This window comes from Pseudomonas umsongensis (genome assembly GCF_012647205.1).
Lineage (GTDB): Bacteria > Pseudomonadota > Gammaproteobacteria > Pseudomonadales > Pseudomonadaceae > Aquipseudomonas > Aquipseudomonas umsongensis.
Map to the genome: position 1 here is coordinate 3,575,601 of NZ_CP051487.1, position 18,701 is coordinate 3,594,301.

Sequence of the window (18,701 nt, forward strand, 5' to 3'; positions counted from 1 at the left end):
GGGTAGCGGTCACGCTCACTCGAAGAGGCCGGCAACATGCGCATGTTCAACGCCCTGCCGACCGTTCACCGGTCATCGACGCCTCGTCGCTTGCCTGCTCGGGTTCCGAGACAGGGCTGTGGGGCGGGCTCATCGACGTGGCCTCCTGCACCAACGGTTCCATGCGATACAACTTGCCGACTAGGCTGACAGGCAGGCCGCTGACATCGACTATCCACTGCAGGATCTGCTCCGCCACTGGATGCCCCTGCATGGCCCGATGCAACTCGGGCAAGGCCACGAGCATGCCCGGGTGACATTGGCGCAGGAAGCGCTCCAGTGACGCACCTTGCCCGATAAAAGGCGCAAACAGCAGGCACACCCATTGTGCCTCGTTCAGGCCAAGGCTCTGATAAGCCTCGTCGGCGATCAGTGCGCGCTGGCCGGCCAGCTTGTAGGGGTTGCCATATGCGCCGTCTGCCCGTTCACATAAGCGTTCCGATAGCTGGTTACGCCGCATCATCACCAAGGCGCGCTGCAGGTAGTGTGTAACACCTGCCAAGTACGTGCTGCCCTGGACGAAGCAGGATTGCAAACCCCGCAAGTGCGCCGAGACCGCCACACTGACATATTGATTTTCACCAAGATGAGCTGCCAGCTCATCGGGCTGATACCCGAGAAACTCGGTCAGTATCGGCCAACGCTCTTCAAGCTGGCTGACCAGCACGTCGTGGATATCGATGTAGGTCGTGCGGCGACAGGCCTCAAACTGTTCTGCCGGACGCCAGGCCTCCTGGCCGTAGCCTTCATAAAAGGCCTGATAACAGTCGCTGCCGAACTCATCAAGCAACATGAACAACCCGCCGTAATCCGCCGCCTCATGACGGTTCGACGATGCCAGACCAGCCTTGGCTGCCGCGCGCTTGAGCCCTTCGATGAACCGCTTCTGCTGGCGCGGTGAGTCGCCACTGACCAAGGCATCGACGCCATTGTTCCAGCGGGCGATCTGACCATGGAACTCGCCAGTGGCCAGGAAACTGTCGTCCCACAGCTCAAGCGGTCCGTCCACGACGCCACGATGGCCGATCAGTAGCAGGTTCATGCGGTTGGATTCACGTGCGGCGCGCGAGACCGGCGCGCGGTGATCGAACGCCAGCACTTCCCTGTTATCAACCATCAGCACATCGACCCGGGGATCGTCGTAGATGAACAAGGCGTTGTAGCTTCGATGGATGTTATCCAGTGCCAGCTGGCTCATGCCATTGAGCCGCAGGGTCGCCAAGCGCAGCTTGAATGTCGTGGGCGCGCGGGTGGCGATTGTCAACTGTGCGGCTCGCAGCAGTGCCAGGGTGTAGCAACTGTCCCGCGATCCGCACTGGACCACCAATACCTTGTAATTACCTATTCGATCCATTCCTCCGGCAGCCACAGCCAGGCGCTGGATCAACAACTGCAAAGCCGTGCGCTCGGCTCGTGAAAAAAAACTCAACAAGCGTTGTAGCACTTGTTGATAGACATTATTCATCGCCTGATCATGGATATGGCTCATTTCTATTTACCTGATATTCAAAAGTTCGACACAACGCAAACAACTTCACGCATAGCGCAAGGAATGCCCGAAGAGAGATTAATTACTGAACTTTATTACCAAATGCTAACAATAAAGTTTTTTGTCATCATTTGAAATAATTGATCACTGCAAGCCTGATAGGCCCGCAAGGACTGGCGCACAGTAGCTTGGCAGGGGTTTGTTGCGATTGCCTTCGGGATCCTAGGAAATTTCCGACAGCGTCCCACAGACATTTAATACAAAAAATGAGGAAAGTAGCTTCTCGTAATAATGTGCCGACCACGCAGAAAATCACTAGTTGTCGAACATGCGTCAACGACGCGCACTGAAAAGTGTCGGCAAGATACCTGGCCATGACTCATTCCTTGAGATGAAAGTAATCATGCAATTATCAGTACTTGGATGTTGATTAGAAGCTACAGATCGAGAGCAAAAACCGGTTCAGTTGCTGAACCGATCCACCTACAGGCCGGTGGAACGTCTCATGTGGGGAGGCAAAGCGCTAAAAACGCAAGAGTCCGTGCAGGCACGGACTCTTTTGCAGGGGTCAAGCAGGTTCGACTTGCAGCGCAACCCTTTCGCGGCATGGGCATTCGTCCATGTAGCGGTGCGCTTCGACAAACTCGGCGAATGGGAAAACCCGGGTCTTGAGCGGCAGCAACACGCGATCGGCGGTCAGCTGGTTGATGTCACGCAAGGCACGTTGCAGCGCGACCTGGTCCTGGATGATGCCCAGTTCCGGCTTGCCGGTGAAATTGCCGATGCAGTGCACGAAGAACTGAATGTTCTTCTGGAACGCCGCACACGCCGGGAATGGTGTCTGGTTACCGCCCTGCAGGCCGTACAGCACCAGGCTGCCGCGGGGCGCCAGGACATCACCGAGCAACGACATCTGTGGGCCACCCAAACCATCGAACACCACATCCACACCGCGGTTGTCGGTGATCTTGTTGATGCGCATCAACAGGTCTTCTTCCTCGGTGACGATGACTTTCTCGGCACCCAACGACAGCAGGTATTCACGTTCCTCCGCGGTTTTGGTCGCGGCGATCACTCGTACGCCCAAGGCTTTGCCCAGTTGCACGAACGAAGGGCCGGCGCAGTGGCTGGCGTCGGTGACCAGGGCGAATTGCCCCGGTTTGACCCGCGCCAGGTCGACATATCCAAAATAGGCAATCAACAGCGGCGTGTAATGCACGCTGGCTTCAATCGGGCTGAGCACGTCCGGGTAACGCGTTACCGACGAACGCGGCAGAACGATCAGTTCGCCGTAGACCGGATAATCGTTGGGGCTTTGGGCCGGGAAACTGGCAACCTTGTCACCGACCTCCAGGTCATCGACACCCTCACCGACGGCTGTGACGACACCGGCCATTTCCTGGCCGATACCGGCAGGCAGACGGGCGTGGGATGACGCCAGGTTTTGGCGCCAGAGGGTGTCATACCAGCTGATGCCAATGGCTTCGACGCGCACCTGCACTTCGCCCGGAGCAGGCAGAGCCGCCGCATGCTCTTCGCATTTGAGCACCTCGGCTGGACCAAACTTGTGAAAACGGATCGTGCGGGACATCGCAAACCTCGCCAATTGAACCTCTAATGCCTTGAACTCTAGCTGGGCTTTTAACCCAACACTATCAGTGGCTATTAATAGTCGACATGCCTGTCATTGATTCCGCAGCTGCAGCATCCTCGTCAAATGTCGTAGGAAACCAGAGCAGCCGATGTGGGAAAAATGAATTACTCGGTGCAGAGTACCAGCCTTTCCCCGTAATATTCCTGCTGGCCATTGTTCCCATATGGCCGCTCACGTCAAGTTTGCTGACTCTGCCAGGACTCAAGATGAATCGTAATGACCTGCGTCGTGTCGACCTGAACCTGTTGATCGTGTTCGAAACCCTGATGCACGAACGCAGTGTGACCCGCGCCGCGGAGAAGCTGTTCCTCGGCCAGCCCGCCATCAGTGCGGCGCTCTCGCGCTTGCGCGGGCTGTTCGACGACCCGTTGTTCGTGCGCACCGGCCGCAGCATGGAGCCGTCCGCACGCGCGGTCGAGATCTTCGCCCTACTCTCCCCGGCTCTGGATTCGATTTCCACCGCCGTCAGCCGTGCCGCCGAATTCGACCCCGCCACCAGCACCGCAGTATTTCGCATCGGGCTGTCGGACGACGTCGAATTCGCCCTGCTGCCCATGCTGCTCAAGCGCCTGCGCGCCGAATCGCCGGGGATCGTGCTGGTGGTGCGACGGGTCAACTACATATTGATGCCCAATTTGCTGGCCTCCGGAGAAATCTCCATTGGCGTCAGCTACACCACTGACCTGCCAGCCAATGCCAAGCGCAAAGTATTGCGCCGCAGCTCGCCAAAACTGCTGCGCGCCGACACCGTGCCCGGGCCCTTGAGCCTGGACGACTTCTGCGCGCGACCCCATGCACTGGTGTCGTTCGCCGGTGACCTGAGCGGCTTTATCGATGAAGAACTGGAAAAGCTCGGGCGCAAACGTCATGTGGTGCTGGCAGTGCCGCAATTCAACGGGCTGGGCACGCTGTTGAGCGGCACCGACATTGTGGCCACCGTGCCTGACTATACGGCCGATGCACTGACGGCAGCCGGCGGTGTGCGGGCTGAAGATCCACCGCTGCCAGTGCGCAGCTTTGAATTGCACATGGCTTGGCGCGGTTCCCAGGACAATGATCCGGGGGAGCGTTGGTTGAGATCGCGGATTCAGATGTTTTTTGGAGATCCGGATAGTCTGGCCTGATCCGATTGATTTATCGAGGCTGATAGACTCTTCGCGAGCAGGCTCGCTCCCACGGCATTGCTTAAATCTAATGTGGGAGCGAGCCTGCTCGCGAATGGCCGCGACTCGATCCAAAGCAGACCATTGCCAATCTGGAAACACACAATTGCCATCAACCGGGTTGATCACCGCCTGACGCAAGGCGCAGGCTAGAGAGCTGCCCGGCTCTCTCCTATCATTCCGAATGATAGTTACCTTCGCCCCATTCGATTCGTGCGATACAACCCTGCCGAGCATCATTCGCCAATCTTAAATACATTGGCGGATGCATCCATGGAACAGTCACTCAAACATTTGCGCTTGCCGTTGGCCGTGTTGGCCGTAGTGGTGATGAGCGCTTGCGGCAAGACGCCAGAGACTGCCGCTACCCCTTCCGCGGCCAAGGTCAGCGTGGCCAAGGTGCTTGAGCAACCGGTCAACGAATGGGACGAATTCACCGGGCGCCTTGAGGCGCCGGAAACCGTAGAGATTCGTCCACGGGTATCGGGCCAGATCGATGAAGTGACGTTCACTGAAGGCGCCCTGGTCAAGAAAGGCGACCTGCTGTTCCAGATCGATCCGCGTCCGTTCCAGGCCGAGGTCCGTCGCCTCGAGGCCTTGGTGGCCCAGGCCCGCGCCAACGCCACCCGCAGCGAAAACGAAGCCCAGCGTGGCGAACGCCTGCGCACCAGCAATGCGATTTCCGCCGAGCTGGCCGATTCGCGCACCAGTGCTGCCCAAGAGGCTCGTGCCGCGGTCGGCGCCCTGCAAGCGCAGCTTGATCTGGCCAAATTGAACCTGAGTTTCACCCGCGTCACCGCCCCTATCAGCGGTCGCGTCAGCCGTGCGCAAATCACCGCCGGCAACCTGGTGACGGCGGACACCACCCCGCTGACCAGCGTGGTTTCCACCGACAAGGTCTACGCCTACTTCGATGCCGACGAGCGCGTGTTCCTCAAGTACACGCAGCTCGCCCGCCAGGGCAAACGCGGCGCCACCACCCCGGTGTACATGGGCCTGTCCAATGAAGACGGCAATCCACACCTGGGCCAGATGAACTTCGTCGACAACCAGGTCAACCCGAAAACCGGCACCATCCGTGGTCGCGCCGTATTCGACAACAGCGACGGCAGTTACACCCCTGGCCTTTACGCTCGCCTGAAACTGGTGGGCAGCGGCACCTACAACGCCATGTTGATCAACGATGAGGCGGTGGGCACGGACCTGGGCAAGAAGTTTGTGCTGGTGATGGATGCTGACAACAACACGGCTTATCGCGCCGTGGAGCTGGGGCCCAAAATCGAAGGCTTGCGCATCGTGCGTAACGGCCTGAACACGGGCGACACCATCATCGTCAAGGGCTTGCAGCGGGTACGCCCGGGTTCGCCGGTCACCCCTGAAGTGATCCCGATGGCCAGCGAGCAAACCCTCGCGGCCCTGGCCCAACAACGACAAGCGCTGGAAGCCAGCAACCTGCCCCAAGTCGCCCCTGCCAGGGTTGCGCCGGGTGCGGTTGTGAAAGTGGCTGCTGCGACCCCACGCGGTTAAGGGATAACGACTCCGATGAATTTTTCCCAATTTTTCATTTCACGGCCGATCTTCGCCGCGGTGCTGTCGCTGCTAATCCTGATCGCCGGTGCCATCTCGCTGTTCCAGCTGCCGATCAGCGAATACCCGGAAGTGGTGCCACCGACCGTTGTGGTCCGTGCCAACTTCCCGGGTGCAAACCCCAAAGTCATCGGTGAAACCGTGGCCGCTCCCCTGGAGCAAGCGATCACCGGCGTCGAGAACATGCTGTACATGTCCTCGCAGTCGACTGCCGACGGCAAGATCACCCTGACTATCACCTTCGCCCTGGGCACGGACCTGGACAACGCCCAGGTGCAGGTGCAGAACCGCGTGACCCGCACCGAGCCGAAACTTCCCGAGGAAGTGACGCGCATCGGTATTACCGTGGACAAGGCATCGCCCGACCTGACGATGGTCGTGCACTTGACCTCGCCGGACAAACGCTACGACATGCTGTATCTGTCCAACTACGCGATCCTCAATATCAAGGATGAGCTGGCGCGCCTGGGCGGTGTCGGTGATGTGCAGCTGTTCGGTATGGGCGACTATTCGCTGCGCGTGTGGCTCGATCCGAACAAGACCGCTTCGCGCAACCTGACCGCCACCGACGTGGTAACCGCCATCCGTGAACAGAACCGCCAGGTGGCTGCCGGTGCCTTGGGTGCGCCGCCTGCGCCGAATGCGCAAAGCTTCCAGTTGTCGGTCAACACTCAGGGCCGCTTGGTCAATGAGGAAGAGTTCGAGAACATCATCATTCGCTCCGGCGTCGATGGTGAAATCACTCGCCTCAAAGACATCGCTCGCGTTGAACTGGGCTCCAGCCAATACGCCCTGCGTTCGCTGCTGAACAACCAGCCGGCGGTGGCGATCCCGATCTTCCAGCGCCCGGGCTCCAATGCTATCGAGATCTCCAACGAAGTTCGGGCGAAAATGGCCGAGCTGAAGCAGAACTTCCCGGAAGGCATGGATTTCAGCATCGTCTATGACCCGACGATCTTCGTGCGCGGCTCCATCGAGGCGGTGGTCCACACCCTGTTCGAAGCGCTGATCCTCGTGGTGCTGGTGGTGATCCTGTTCCTGCAGACCTGGCGCGCCTCGATCATTCCGCTGGTGGCGGTGCCGGTCTCGCTGATCGGTACCTTTGCCGTGATGCATCTATTCGGCTTCTCGTTGAACGCGTTGTCGCTGTTTGGCCTGGTGTTGGCGATTGGTATCGTGGTGGACGATGCGATCGTGGTGGTGGAAAACGTCGAGCGTAATATCGAGCTCGGGCTGACCCCGGTCGAAGCCACCAAGCGCGCCATGCGTGAAGTGACCGGCCCCATCATTGCCACGGCGCTGGTGCTGTGTGCGGTGTTTGTTCCGGCAGCGTTCATCTCCGGCTTGACCGGCCAGTTCTACAAGCAGTTCGCCCTGACCATCGCAATTTCGACGGTGATCTCGGCCTTCAACTCCCTGACCCTGTCGCCAGCCCTGGCCGCTGTGTTGCTCAAGGGTCATGACGCGCCGAAAGACCGTTTCTCCAAGGTCCTGGACAAGCTGTTCGGCGGCTGGTTGTTCCGTCCGTTCAACCGCTTCTTTGAAAAAGCCAGCCATGGTTATGTCGGCACCGTTGCCCGCGTGATCCGCTCCAGCGGCATCGCCCTGCTGCTGTACGCCGGCCTGATGGTGCTGACGTTCTTCGGTTTCTCCAGCACCCCGACCGGTTTCGTACCCGGCCAGGACAAGCAATACCTGGTGGCGTTCGCTCAATTGCCGGATGCGGCGAGCCTGGACCGCACCGAAGACGTGATCAAGCGCATGTCCGACCTGGCCCTGAAACAGCCTGGCGTGGAAAGTGCGGTGGCCTTCCCTGGCCTGTCGATCAACGGTTTCACCAACAGCCCGAACGCCGGCATCGTGTTCGTGACCCTCAAGCCGTTCGATGAGCGCAAAGACCCGAGCATGTCCGCCGGCGCGATTGCCGGTGCCTTGAACGGGCAGTTCGCCGGGATCCAGGAAGCCTACATGGCGATCTTCCCGCCGCCACCGGTACAAGGCCTGGGCACCATCGGCGGTTTCCGCCTGCAGATCGAAGACCGGGGCAACCTGGGCTACGAAGAGCTGTACAAGGAAACCATGAACATCATCGCCAAGAGCCACAACGTTCCGGAACTGGCCGGGTTGTTCACCAGTTACACGGTGAACGTGCCCCAGGTCGATGCCGCCATCGACCGGGAGAAAGCCAAGACCCACGGCGTGGCCGTCAGCGACATCTTCGACACCCTGCAGATCTACCTGGGTTCGCTGTATGCCAACGACTTCAACCGCTTTGGTCGAACCTATCAGGTCAACGTTCAGGCCGAACAACAGTTCCGCCTCGAATCCGACCAGATCGGCCAACTCAAGGTGCGCAACAACAGGGGCGAGATGATCCCGCTGGCGACCTTCATCAAGGTCAGTGACACCTCGGGCCCCGATCGTGTGATGCACTACAACGGCTTCATCACCGCTGAAATCAACGGTGCCGCAGCCCCCGGCTACAGCTCCGGCCAGGCGGAAAAAGCCATCGAGAAACTGCTCAAGGAAGAACTGCCCAACGGCATGACCTACGAATGGACCGACCTGACTTACCAGCAGATCCTGTCCGGCAACACCGCGCTGTTCGTGTTCCCGCTCTGCGTACTGCTGGCATTCCTGGTGCTGGCGGCCCAATACGAAAGCTGGAGCCTGCCACTGGCGGTGATCCTGATCGTCCCGATGACCCTGCTGTCGGCCATTACCGGCGTGATTGCTTCGGGAGGCGACAACAACATCTTCACCCAGATCGGCTTGATCGTACTGGTGGGACTGGCCTGTAAGAACGCGATCCTGATCGTCGAGTTTGCCAAGGATAAACAGCTCGAAGGCATGAATCCGCTGGCGGCGGTACTGGAAGCCTGCCGTCTGCGTCTGCGGCCAATCCTGATGACCTCCTTTGCGTTCATCATGGGTGTGGTACCCCTGGTGTTCTCCAGCGGCGCCGGTGCCGAGATGCGTCACGCCATGGGTGTGGCGGTGTTCTCCGGGATGCTCGGGGTGACCTTCTTCGGCCTGCTGCTGACACCGGTGTTCTACGTATTGATTCGCAACTTTGTCGAGCGTGGTCAAGCGCGCAAAGCCGCCCGTGCCCTGAAGCTGGAGTCGCATTGATGAGTTTGAAAGCTTTCCTGCCGAGCCTGCTGGTACTGGCGCTGAGCGCCTGTGCCGTCGGCCCGGACTATAAAACCCAAGCCCTTGAACCGGCCAACATCACCGCGGCCACGCCGGGCGCAGCCGGCCAGAAGGACTTCGACCGTTCGCGTTTCGAAGGCATCTGGTGGCAGCAGTTCGAAGACCCGACCCTCAACCAGTTGGTGACCGAGTCCCTCAAGGGCAACCGTGATCTGCGCGTCGCCTTCGCTCGCTGGAAGGCGGCCCGGGCGATCCGCGATGACGTCAGCAATGACGCCATGCCGACGATCACCAGCCGGGTCAGCAGTGACTTGGGCAAAGGGCAGATTCCTGGCGAGACCACCGACCGTGTCAACAGCGAACGCTATGACCTGGGGCTGGACATGGCCTGGGAGATCGACCTCTTTGGCCGCATCCAGCGCAACCTGGAATCGGCGGATGCCGAGCAACAGGCACTCGAGGCTGATCTGTACCAGTTGCAAGTGACCATGATTGCCGAACTGGTGGACGCCTATGGCCAGCTTCGCGGTGCACAACTGCGGGAGAAAATTGCCCTGGCTAACCTGAACAACCAGCAGGAGTCGCGCAAGATCACCATCAGCCTTCGGGATGCCGGCGTCGGCGACCAGCTTGATGTGGAACGTGCCGATGCGCGCCTGGCTTCGGTCGAAGCCAGCGTGCCGCAATTGCAGGCCGAGCAGGTGCGACAGAAAAACCGTATCGCCACCCTGCTGGGCCAGCGCCCGGACAAGTTGACCGTGGACCTGGGCCCGAAAGACTTGCCGGCGATTGCCAAGGCCTTGCCGATCGGTGATCCCGCCGAGTTGTTGCAACGCCGTCCGGACATCCTCAGCGCCGAGCGCAAACTGGCGTCGGCCACGGCGCGCATTGGCGTGGCGAAAGCCGACTTGTTTCCACGGGTGAGCCTCAGCGGCTTCCTCGGCTGGACCGCCGGACGTGGCTCGCAGATCGGTTCCTCGGCGGCCAACGCCTGGGCACTGGGCCCGAGCATCACATGGGCGGCGTTTGACCTGGGCAGTGTAAAGGCCCGCATACGCGGCGCCGACGCCGATGCCGAAGGCGCCCTGGCGACTTACGAGCAGCAAGTGTTGCTGGCCCTGGAAGAGTCGGAAAACGCCTTTAGCGACTACGGCAAACGCCAGCAGCGACTGATTTCGCTGATTCGCCAGAGCGAATCGAGCCGTTCAGCCGCCGACCTCGCCGAAATCCGCTACCGCGAGGGCACCGCCGACTTCCTCGTGCTGCTCGATGCCCAGCGTGAACGCCTGGCGGCCGAAGACACCCAGGCCCAGGCCGAAGTCGACCTGTACCGCGGCATCGTGGCGATCTACAAGGCCCTCGGTGGCGGCTGGCAACCAGAGACGGTTGTAGGAGCGAGCATGCTCGCGAAAAACCCGAGGGCGCCGTTGGGCACCTGATTTAACGCATTGTCGTCGGAACGCCGCCCCGAGCAATACAGAGCTCCTTTGGTTGGCCGCAACCAACCAATTTTTTGCCCCGCGCCCCATTCGGTCGCGGGGCTTTTTTTACCCATCCAGCAGACAACACCCCACTGTAGGAGCTGCCGAAGGCTGCGATCTTTTGATCTTGCTTTTCAAAATCAAAAGATCGCAGCCTTCGGCAGCTCCTACAGGGGTCAGCGGTGATCTTGGGCGTTGTGGTTCTCCCGAACCGTCACGGTAGCCGTTGTACCGGCGCGCAATTTGTCTCTACGGGCATAGTCTTCGTCGATTTTGATCCGCACCGGCACCCGCTGCGCCAACTTGACCCAGGTGTAGCTGGGGTTGATGTTCGCCAGCAAGCGGCCGCCCGGCAGGTTTTCCCGGTCGGCAATGGCAAAGGCGATGCTTTGCACAGTGCCACCGAAACGTTCGCCGCTCATCAGCTCGATGTCGACCCGATCACCCTCTCCGATTCGCGGCAGTTTGGTTTCTTCGAAATAGCCGCTGACGTAAAACGAATCGCTGTCCACCAGGGCCACAAGCGGACCGCCAGCGGTAGCGTAGTCGCCCTGGCGGGTCAAAAGATTGGTGACGTAGCCGCTGATCGGCGATACGACACGGGTGCGTTCCAGGTCGTGTTCGGCCTCGGCCAGTGCGGCGATCGCCAGTTGCACATTGGCCTGGGCAAACCCCAGGTTGGCCTGGTTGCGCAGCAAATCGGCCTGGGCCACCGAGACATCGGTGCTGGATTTTTCCCACTCTTCGCCAGAAATCGCCGAGCGCTCCTTGAGGGTCCGCCGGCGCCGCTCCTCGCTCTGGCGCTGCTTGAGCAGGGCCTGGCTGGCGACGATGGTTGCCTCGGACTGCCCCAGCGAGGCCTTCGCCACTTCCACCGAACGCTTGGCGTGCTCGACCGCCAGGGCGTAGCGTGAAGGATCTATTTCCAGCAGCAACTGGTCCTTCTGCACATGCTGGTTATCCTGCACGCCGAGGCTGACGATGCGTCCCGCGACATCGGCGGACAAGGTCACCACATCGGCACGCACTCGTGCGTCGCGGGTCCAGGGTGCACGGGTGTAGTGCTCCCAGGCAAACCAGCCGAGCACGAAAGCCAGCACCACTACCGCCACCGTGGTGAGATGGGCAAGGATCTTCGTCACGGCATCAGGCTCCCATCACCAGGATCAACGTTGCGCACACGCAGACATACAACGCGCCTTCGAACAAGGCTTCATGCCAGACGAACTGCAACACCCCGAGACGCCGCAGGATCCAGTCCAGCACCAGGAAAACCGGTACCCCCAGCAGCAACGCCTGGGCGATCGGTGGCAGGTAGACGCCGCCTATTTCCAGATCAATGGGCAAGCTCGGGTACTCCTTGCAAGGTGGCGGGTTCGAAGTGGCCACGGTGGCGTTCCAGGAACGAGACCACGATCAACAGCGCCACGCGCATGCGAAACACCGACCAGAGGTGTTCATGAACACTGGAATGCAGCGCGTCCAGGTCATCGCCCAAAGCATGCAGGCTGTCGAGCACGTGGTCCACTCCAATGTCGGGCCGACCGGCCACCAGCCTCCCGGTTTCACGCACCGTGGCGAATAATCGACGTTGCAACCCCGGGCTGAGCAATGCGTTGTTCTGCCCCTGTTGCCGCAGTTGGTTCAAGGCGATGCCCAGCGCCATGCAACCCAGGCTGACGTCGAACAGGTCGCGCGATGGCTTGTCCTCGATGGCGGGCAACAGTCCCAGCATCATGGTCAGGCGGTCGACCATGCGACTCTCGAAGGCGAACTGGTTTTCATCGGTGGCCGGGGTTTTCAGCAAGGCGTAGACCTGCTCGCAGTTCTCCTTGAACAAGCGGCGAATCCGCAGCACAGGCCTGAAGGGGAAGATCAGGGCATAGACACTCAACGCCAGTGTCACGGCGCACACATAAGCGCCCGCAAACTCGAACCACTGGATGGCGCTGTTTTGGCCTGTGCCGGTGTTTTGCGGGCCCAACAACAGGCACGTCATCAACCCCAGGCCAATCCCCGTGCCCGTCGTGGCCGGGCTGGACAACCCCACGGCGACCGCATACAGCAAGGGCGCCAGCAGCAGCGCCAGGAGCTCGAAACTGCTGATCATCGGGACCAGCGCGAACTGCAGCACCGCCGACAGCACCAATGCCAGCGCCAGCCCCCGGGCATAGCTCTGGGCAGCCAGCAGTGGCCGGGGAAACGTCGCCATCAGCGAACACAGAATCCCCACCACGACCATCCCACCCCGCGCGCCATCCCATCCCGTTTCGATCCAGATCAACCCGGCTACCATCAGTGCGCAGTAAGCGCGGATGGCATTCATCGTCGCCAGGGTGAAGTCCAGGTGCAGAGGGTTGGCCTGGCCACGAAAAACGCTACTGGCCTTGCGCCCGCTCTGGATCACATCGCTCAACTCCAAAATCATTTCAAGCTGCTGCAGCATGCGCGCCTGCTCCCAGCGTAAGGACCAGGACAGCGAGCGCAAGGTGGCCTTCAAGGGCTCGATCAATTGCTCCGAGCGGTACGCCAGTGCATCGAAACGCTGTTGCAACGCAGCAAACTGGCGCCGCTGCTCACCAGGTATCGCGCGCCCCTGCCGGGCCAGTTCGTCGAGCAAGACCAGTTCTTCGGCGAGCAGTTGCTGTATTTCCTTGGGGAGCTCACCTTCCCAGCGTTCGAGCAACAGTTCGCGCTGGTGGCGCAAGGCGGTGAGTCTTGCCGTCAGCAGCACCAGTTGGTTGCCGAGCAATTGCACCAGGTCGTCGGCGCTGCGCAAGCGCGGCGCATCGTAATAGAGGTGCCGGCGCACACCCTCCAATGCGCTGATCTGCCCCAGCAACTGCATTTGCCGACGGTGGAAGTCTTCCTCGCTTTCCTCGGTACGAATAACGGCGCTGGCATGGGTTGCCAGCAGCTTGATCACCTGGTCGATCCTGTCGAAATACTCCTTGGCCACGGCTTCCGGGCGCGCGGTCAGCAGGCTCACGATGCAGACGCAGGCCACTGCCAGCAACGTCTCGGTCACGCGGGTCACGGCCAGCAGGAAGGTCCCGTCCTGATCGGGAACCGCCAAAAGTCCCACGACCACCGCCGTGTAGCCGCTGAGGACAAACGCCTGGGAACTGGTATAGCGCAACAAGGTGCCACCGGCGGTGCACAACGCCAGCCACAGCGACAAGGTCATGATGAAAGGCAGCGGCGCCTGGGGGAATAGCGCCATGATGACCACGGCCACTGCCGCTCCCAGGGTGGTTCCGATGACCTGACCGAAGCTGCGGGCCAGCACCATGCCGGCCAGGGGCTGGCTGATGATGACCACGGCCATGATCGACCACTTGGGCTGTTCGAGGTCGAATACGAACGCCAGATAGAGAGTCAACAGCCCGGCAGCGATGGTTCTCAAGGCGAACAGCAGCACCCCGCGCCCAGGGTTGAGCATCGCCTTGAAGTATTGCAGCAGCGCTTGCATGGGAATGCCTGTCCAATCCACTTCAGCAAGCGTAGTCATAGCCGCGAGGTCTGGACAGGTTTGAGTATCGCAGTCAGGGTTTGACTCCAGGCGCCGCCTGACCGAAGCTGACAGCTTTGCCAAAGCCTGTCAGCTTCCGGATTCTGCATGACCCAGTCCCGCCGCTATTTGCTCATCAGCCTCTGTGTCCTGTTTGCCATCGGCCTTGCCTGGATGTTCCTGCGCAGCAGCACCCCGGTAGTACCCGAAACGATCAAGCGCGGCTACAGCGAAGCACTGACGGCAGCCCGAAACGGCCAGCCGGGGGCCGCGCGGGTGCTCTACCAGCAACTGGCCCGCCCTGACATATCACCCAAGCGGCGCGTCTGGCTGCTGGCCGAACTGCCCAACTACCCCAGCTCCGTGGCGCTGAAACTGGCGGATGCAGACTTGCAGCATGAGGCGCCCGAGGTGCGTATCGCGGCGATCAAAAGCATCAGCGGGCTGGTGCCCAGCGGCCAGCGCAGCCTACTGCTGGGGCCCTTGCTCGATGACGGCGAACAGAGCGTGCGCCTGGCCGCCGTCAATGCGTTGCTGGGCCTGTCACCCGATGATCTTGGCCTGCATTTCGGCGCTCTGGAGCAGGCTGTCGACGCCTGGCAGGTGGTTCTGAAAGACGCCCCTGAAAGTGCCGACAATCAGTATCAGCTGGCGCGCCTGTACTTGCACAACGCGCAACTGAAAGAGGCACAACAGGCGCTCGAACACACCTTGCGTCTGGACCCGGGCAATCTGCCGGCGCTGGTGATGCAGATTGAGATACTGGACAAACAGGGCCAGAGCGACGCGGCCCGTCAATTGTTGGCCAAACAACTCAAGGCCCAGCCCGACTCGGCGTATCTGCAACATGCGCTGGGGCTCTGGTTGCTGCATCACGGCCAAAGCGAGTTCGCCCTGCTCGGATTGTCCAAGGCCGTGGAGCTTGAGCCGAACAACAAGGACTACCGCTACGACCTGGCCACCACGCTGCATGGCGAGCAGGAACTGGAAGCGGCGCAGAAACAGCTGCAGGAAATCGTCCAGCGCCACCCGAACGATCGCCGCGCACGGGTGTTGCTGATCAACTACTGGAAAGAAAGCGGGCAATTGCAGAACGTGCAGATATTGCTGGCGCAGCTGGAACAGATGAACCCGGATGATCCGGCCCTGCAGCAGGGGCTATAAAACAGATTACCGACGTAGGAGCCTTGCCGGCGAACCAGGCGCTGCGGTGTGTCTGTTGTACCGCGTTATCGTTCTTCGCGGGCAAGCCTCGCGACTACGGTGCGAGTGCACACCCAACGCCTCTCAAAAAAGTTGAACGCTCCTCGCGGCCCAAGGTCAAGTGAACAGGCAGCTCGCCATCATCGGTCTGCTGCCTCGTTTCCCCTAGTCATGAGAGGGCATTTTTTGTCTACATCCAACGAGTTGATCAGCGTTAAAGCCGCCACAGGGATTACTGGTCTCGATGACATCCTCAATGGCGGACTGTCCCGCGGCCACGTGTTCTTGCTTGAGGGCGAACCCGGAACCGGCAAGACCACGGTCGCCTTGCACTTCTTGTTGGCCGGCGCCCAAGCCGGCGAACGCTCGTTGTACATCACCCTGTCCGAAACAGAACGCGAATTGCGCCAGGGTGCGCGCTCCCATGGCTGGGAGCTGGATGATAACGTCCATATCTTCGAACTGACGCCCCCCGAAAGCCTGCTGACCGCCGAGCACCAGCAATCGCTGTTGTACTCCTCGGACCTTGAATTGGGTGAGGCCACCAAACAGATTTTTGAAGTCGTCGAACGCGTCAAGCCGACCCGCGTCGTGCTCGACAGCCTCTCCGAGATTCGCCTGCTGGCGCAAAGCTCACTGCGATACCGTCGACAGATCCTCGCCATCAAGCATTATTTCGTGCGCTACGAAGCCACGGTGCTGCTGCTCGACGACCTGACCACCGAATCGCTGGACAAGACCGTGCACAGCGTGGCCCATGGAGTGGTTCGGCTGGAGGAACTGACGCCGAACTATGGCGCCGAGCGCCGGCGCGTTCGCGTGGTGAAATACCGTGGCCAGAAATACCGCGGCGGTTATCATGATTTCACCATCATGGGTGACGGCGTACACGTGTTCCCACGCCTGGTGGCCGCGGAGCACCGGGGTGCCTACCAGCGACAGCAGTTGACCAGCGGCATCCGCGAAATGGACGCGCTGCTCGGCGGTGGCGTCGAGACGGGCTCAAGCACGCTGATTCTCGGCCCGGCCGGCACCGGAAAATCCTTGATATCGATGATTTTCGCCGCCGCCGCCGTGGCCCGGGGCGAAAAGGCGGCTCTGTTCATCTTCGATGAAGAACTTGGCTTGCTGTTCGCTCGCATGAAGAAAATCGGCATCGACCTGAGTGCATTGCAAGCCACCGGCAACTTGCTGATCGAGCAAGTGGACGCCGCTGAACTCTCCCCCGGCGAATTTTCCCACCGGGTTCGTCGTTGCGTCGATGAAGGCGATATCAAGACCGTGGTAATCGACAGCATCAACGGCTATCAAGCGGCGATGCCGGAAGAGAACGCCCTGGTGCTGCACATGCACGAATTACTGCTGTACCTCAACCGCAAAGGCGCGGCGACGTTCATGACAGTCGCCCAGCATGGCCTGGTCGGTGACATGCAGGCCCCGGTAGACATCACGTACCTGGCCGATACGGTCATTCTGCTGCGCTACTTCGAAGCCCTGGGCAAGGTGCGGCGAGCCATTTCCATCATCAAAAAACGCACTGGCAGCCATGAATCGACCATCCGCGAATACAAAATCAGCACCAACGGCATGACCATCGGCGAACCGCTGGAAACGTTCCAGGGCGTATTGCGCGGAGTCCCGACCTATCTGGGTGCCAGCAACCCCCTGCTCGGGGATGAAGTCCCGTGACGGTCAATGAAGCGACGTCCGAGCGTGCGATCATTCTTGCCCCCTTGGGGCGGGACAGTCAGATCGCCTTGATGCTGCTCAATGAAGCGGGCTTCGGCGGAGTCGTCAGTACTGATCTGCCAGGGCTTTGCCTCGAAGTGGAGCAAGGGGCCGGCTTGTTGCTCATGTCTTCCGAAGCCTTGCTGAGCAGCGATCTCGAACCCCTGTTGAGCCTGATCGAGCAGCAACCGGCGTGGTCTGATTTGCCAATCGTATTGCTGACTCACCATGGTGGCCCGGAACATAATCCGGCGTCACGCTTTGGCCCCCTCCTGGGCAATGTCACGTTCCTCGAACGACCCTTCCACCCCGAAACATTGATCAGCCTGGTCGCCGCCGCCTTGCGCGGCCGAAGGCGACAATATGAGGCCAGGGATCGGCTGGTGGACTTGAGCATGAGCGAACTGCGCCTGCAAAACACCCTCGAGACCCTGGAGCAACAGGTTGAAGAGCGCACCGCACAACTGCGCCACAATGAGGAAGCACTGCGCCAGTCGCAAAAAATGGAAGCGGTAGGCCAACTCACCGGTGGCATTGCCCATGACTTCAACAACATGCTGACCGGCATCATCGGCAGCCTGGAGTTATTGCGCCGGCGACTGGCCCGGGGGCGCACAGAGGATCTGGACAGCCTGATCGACCTCGGCGTGACGTCGGCCAATCGTGCGGCGAGCCTGACTCATCGTCTGCTGGCATTTTCCCGTCGCCAGTCGCTCGACTCCAAGCCCGTGGAGATGAATAACCTGGTGGTCTCCATGGGCGAACTGTTGCAACGCAGCATCAATGAAAGCATTCACTTGGACATGCAGCTGAGCGATCAGCTATGGGTCGCCGAAGCCGACCCCAATCAACTGGAAAGCGCCCTGCTCAACCTGGTCATCAATGCCCGCGACGCCATGCCCGATGGTGGAAAACTGCTGGTGCAGACCTCGAACCGCCACCTGGACGCCGATTTCACCAAGCCCTACGGTAACCTCGCGCCAGGCGACTATGTGGTACTGAGCGTCACCGACAATGGCTGCGGTATGCCGCAAAGCACCATCAACCGGGCCTTCGACCCGTTCTTCACCACCAAGCCCATCGGCCAGGGCACCGGCCTGGGTTTGTCGATGATCTATGGTTTCAGCAAGCAATCGGGCGGGCATGTCGCCATTCAGAGTGAAGTCGGCGCAGGCACCACGGTGAACTTGTATTTACCGCGTTTTGGGGGTGACCTGCCCCAGGACAACCCGGTCAACATCGAACACGCTCCCTACGCGAAAAATGGCGAGACCGTGCTGATCGTCGAGGACGATCCGGCGGTGCGACTACTGGTCAGCAACGTGCTGGGAGATCTGGGGTATGCCTTTGTCGAGGCCAGCGATGCCGACAGTGCGATGCCGATCCTCGACTCGGTCCAACGCATCGACCTGCTGATCAGCGACGTCGGACTGCCCGGCATGAATGGTCGGCAACTGGCGGAAATCGGCCGGCAACTGCGGCCGGACCTGAGGGTCTTGTTCATTACCGGCTATGCCGAACATGCGGCGGTGCGCGGCGGGTTCCTCGATCCGGGCATGCAGATGATCACCAAGCCGTTTACCTTCGATCTGTTGACGGCGAAGGTGCAGGAGATGATTCGTGTCTGAACCCGCCGATGCGCAAGCGTCGAACACAACCATCCCCTGTAGGAGCTGCCGCAGGCTGCGATCTT

General features: G+C 60.5%; 12 protein-coding genes. 7 read left to right on the plus strand and 5 right to left on the minus strand.

What is annotated here, in order from left to right:
* Window positions 1-46: 46 nt before the first annotated feature.
* Window positions 47-1,528, minus strand: coding sequence for a hypothetical protein (locus HGP31_RS16130; protein WP_033043565.1), 1,482 nt, complete (start codon window positions 1,526-1,528; stop codon window positions 47-49).
* A 568-nt stretch (window positions 1,529-2,096) separates the two neighbouring features.
* Window positions 2,097-3,119: a zinc-dependent alcohol dehydrogenase family protein gene (locus HGP31_RS16135; protein ID WP_020797108.1), complete on the minus strand. Its 1,023-nt coding sequence runs from the start codon at window positions 3,117-3,119 to the stop codon at window positions 2,097-2,099.
* A gap of 269 nt (window positions 3,120-3,388) precedes the next feature.
* On the opposite strand from HGP31_RS16135, the gene HGP31_RS16140 reads away from it, so the two are divergent.
* The 4 genes from HGP31_RS16140 to HGP31_RS16155 all read left to right on the plus strand — a co-directional run bounded on the left by HGP31_RS16140 (window position 3,389) and on the right by HGP31_RS16155 (window position 10,524).
* Window positions 3,389-4,306 (plus strand): LysR family transcriptional regulator, encoded by a 918-nt coding sequence (locus HGP31_RS16140; protein ID WP_020797109.1) that lies wholly within the window; start codon window positions 3,389-3,391, stop codon window positions 4,304-4,306.
* 312 nt (window positions 4,307-4,618) lie between these two features.
* Complete coding sequence (gene mexE, locus HGP31_RS16145) at window positions 4,619-5,872, plus strand: multidrug efflux RND transporter periplasmic adaptor subunit MexE (RefSeq protein ID WP_020797110.1); 1,254 nt, start codon at window positions 4,619-4,621, stop codon at window positions 5,870-5,872.
* 15 nt (window positions 5,873-5,887) lie between these two features.
* Window positions 5,888-9,064, plus strand: a complete 3,177-nt coding sequence (locus HGP31_RS16150) for an efflux RND transporter permease subunit (RefSeq protein WP_168758192.1) — start codon at window positions 5,888-5,890, stop codon at window positions 9,062-9,064.
* The gene (locus HGP31_RS16155) at window positions 9,064-10,524 is read left to right on the plus strand and encodes an efflux transporter outer membrane subunit (RefSeq protein WP_168758193.1); all 1,461 of its coding nucleotides are present in this window, start codon (window positions 9,064-9,066) and stop codon (window positions 10,522-10,524) included. Before HGP31_RS16150 ends, HGP31_RS16155 begins: the two co-directional genes overlap by 1 nt.
* Window positions 10,525-10,742: 218 nt before the next feature.
* Here the strand turns inward: HGP31_RS16155 and HGP31_RS16160 are convergent, their stop codons facing one another.
* Genes HGP31_RS16160 through HGP31_RS16170 form a run of 3 tightly spaced genes read right to left on the minus strand, consistent with a single transcriptional unit; the run spans window position 10,743 to window position 14,038 of the window.
* Window positions 10,743-11,708, minus strand: coding sequence for an HlyD family secretion protein (locus HGP31_RS16160; RefSeq protein ID WP_168758194.1), 966 nt, complete (start codon window positions 11,706-11,708; stop codon window positions 10,743-10,745).
* A 4-nt stretch (window positions 11,709-11,712) separates the two neighbouring features.
* Window positions 11,713-11,913: a DUF1656 domain-containing protein gene (locus tag HGP31_RS16165; RefSeq protein ID WP_008061285.1), complete on the minus strand. Its 201-nt coding sequence runs from the start codon at window positions 11,911-11,913 to the stop codon at window positions 11,713-11,715.
* Window positions 11,903-14,038: an FUSC family protein gene (locus HGP31_RS16170; RefSeq protein WP_168758195.1), complete on the minus strand. Its 2,136-nt coding sequence runs from the start codon at window positions 14,036-14,038 to the stop codon at window positions 11,903-11,905. Before HGP31_RS16170 ends, HGP31_RS16165 begins: the two co-directional genes overlap by 11 nt.
* Window positions 14,039-14,185: 147 nt before the next feature.
* On the opposite strand from HGP31_RS16170, the gene HGP31_RS16175 reads away from it, so the two are divergent.
* The 3 genes from HGP31_RS16175 (at window position 14,186) to HGP31_RS16185 (ending at window position 18,636) form a co-directional block, all read left to right on the plus strand.
* Entirely contained in the window at window positions 14,186-15,241 is a 1,056-nt protein-coding gene (locus HGP31_RS16175) for a tetratricopeptide repeat protein (RefSeq protein ID WP_168758196.1), read from the plus strand.
* A gap of 225 nt (window positions 15,242-15,466) precedes the next feature.
* Window positions 15,467-16,969, plus strand: a complete 1,503-nt coding sequence (locus HGP31_RS16180) for an ATPase domain-containing protein (protein WP_168758197.1) — start codon at window positions 15,467-15,469, stop codon at window positions 16,967-16,969.
* Window positions 16,966-18,636: an ATP-binding protein gene (locus tag HGP31_RS16185; RefSeq protein WP_168758198.1), complete on the plus strand. Its 1,671-nt coding sequence runs from the start codon at window positions 16,966-16,968 to the stop codon at window positions 18,634-18,636. Before HGP31_RS16180 ends, HGP31_RS16185 begins: the two co-directional genes overlap by 4 nt.
* Window positions 18,637-18,701 lie beyond the last annotated feature (65 nt).

Excerpts from the sequence above, each read along its gene's own strand:
- HGP31_RS16155 (WP_168758193.1), top strand. The coding sequence starts at position 9,064 with ATGAGTTTGAAAGCTTTCCTGCCGAGCCTGCTGGTACTGGCGCTGAGC.
- HGP31_RS16135 (WP_020797108.1), bottom strand. The coding sequence starts at position 3,119 with ATGTCCCGCACGATCCGTTTTCACAAGTTTGGTCCAGCCGAGGTGCTC.
- HGP31_RS16150 (WP_168758192.1), top strand. The coding sequence starts at position 5,888 with ATGAATTTTTCCCAATTTTTCATTTCACGGCCGATCTTCGCCGCGGTG.
- HGP31_RS16170 (WP_168758195.1), bottom strand. The coding sequence starts at position 14,038 with ATGCAAGCGCTGCTGCAATACTTCAAGGCGATGCTCAACCCTGGGCGC.
- HGP31_RS16130 (WP_033043565.1), bottom strand. The coding sequence starts at position 1,528 with ATGAGCCATATCCATGATCAGGCGATGAATAATGTCTATCAACAAGTG.
- mexE (WP_020797110.1), top strand. The coding sequence starts at position 4,619 with ATGGAACAGTCACTCAAACATTTGCGCTTGCCGTTGGCCGTGTTGGCC.
- HGP31_RS16175 (WP_168758196.1), top strand. The coding sequence starts at position 14,186 with ATGACCCAGTCCCGCCGCTATTTGCTCATCAGCCTCTGTGTCCTGTTT.
- HGP31_RS16140 (WP_020797109.1), top strand. The coding sequence starts at position 3,389 with ATGAATCGTAATGACCTGCGTCGTGTCGACCTGAACCTGTTGATCGTG.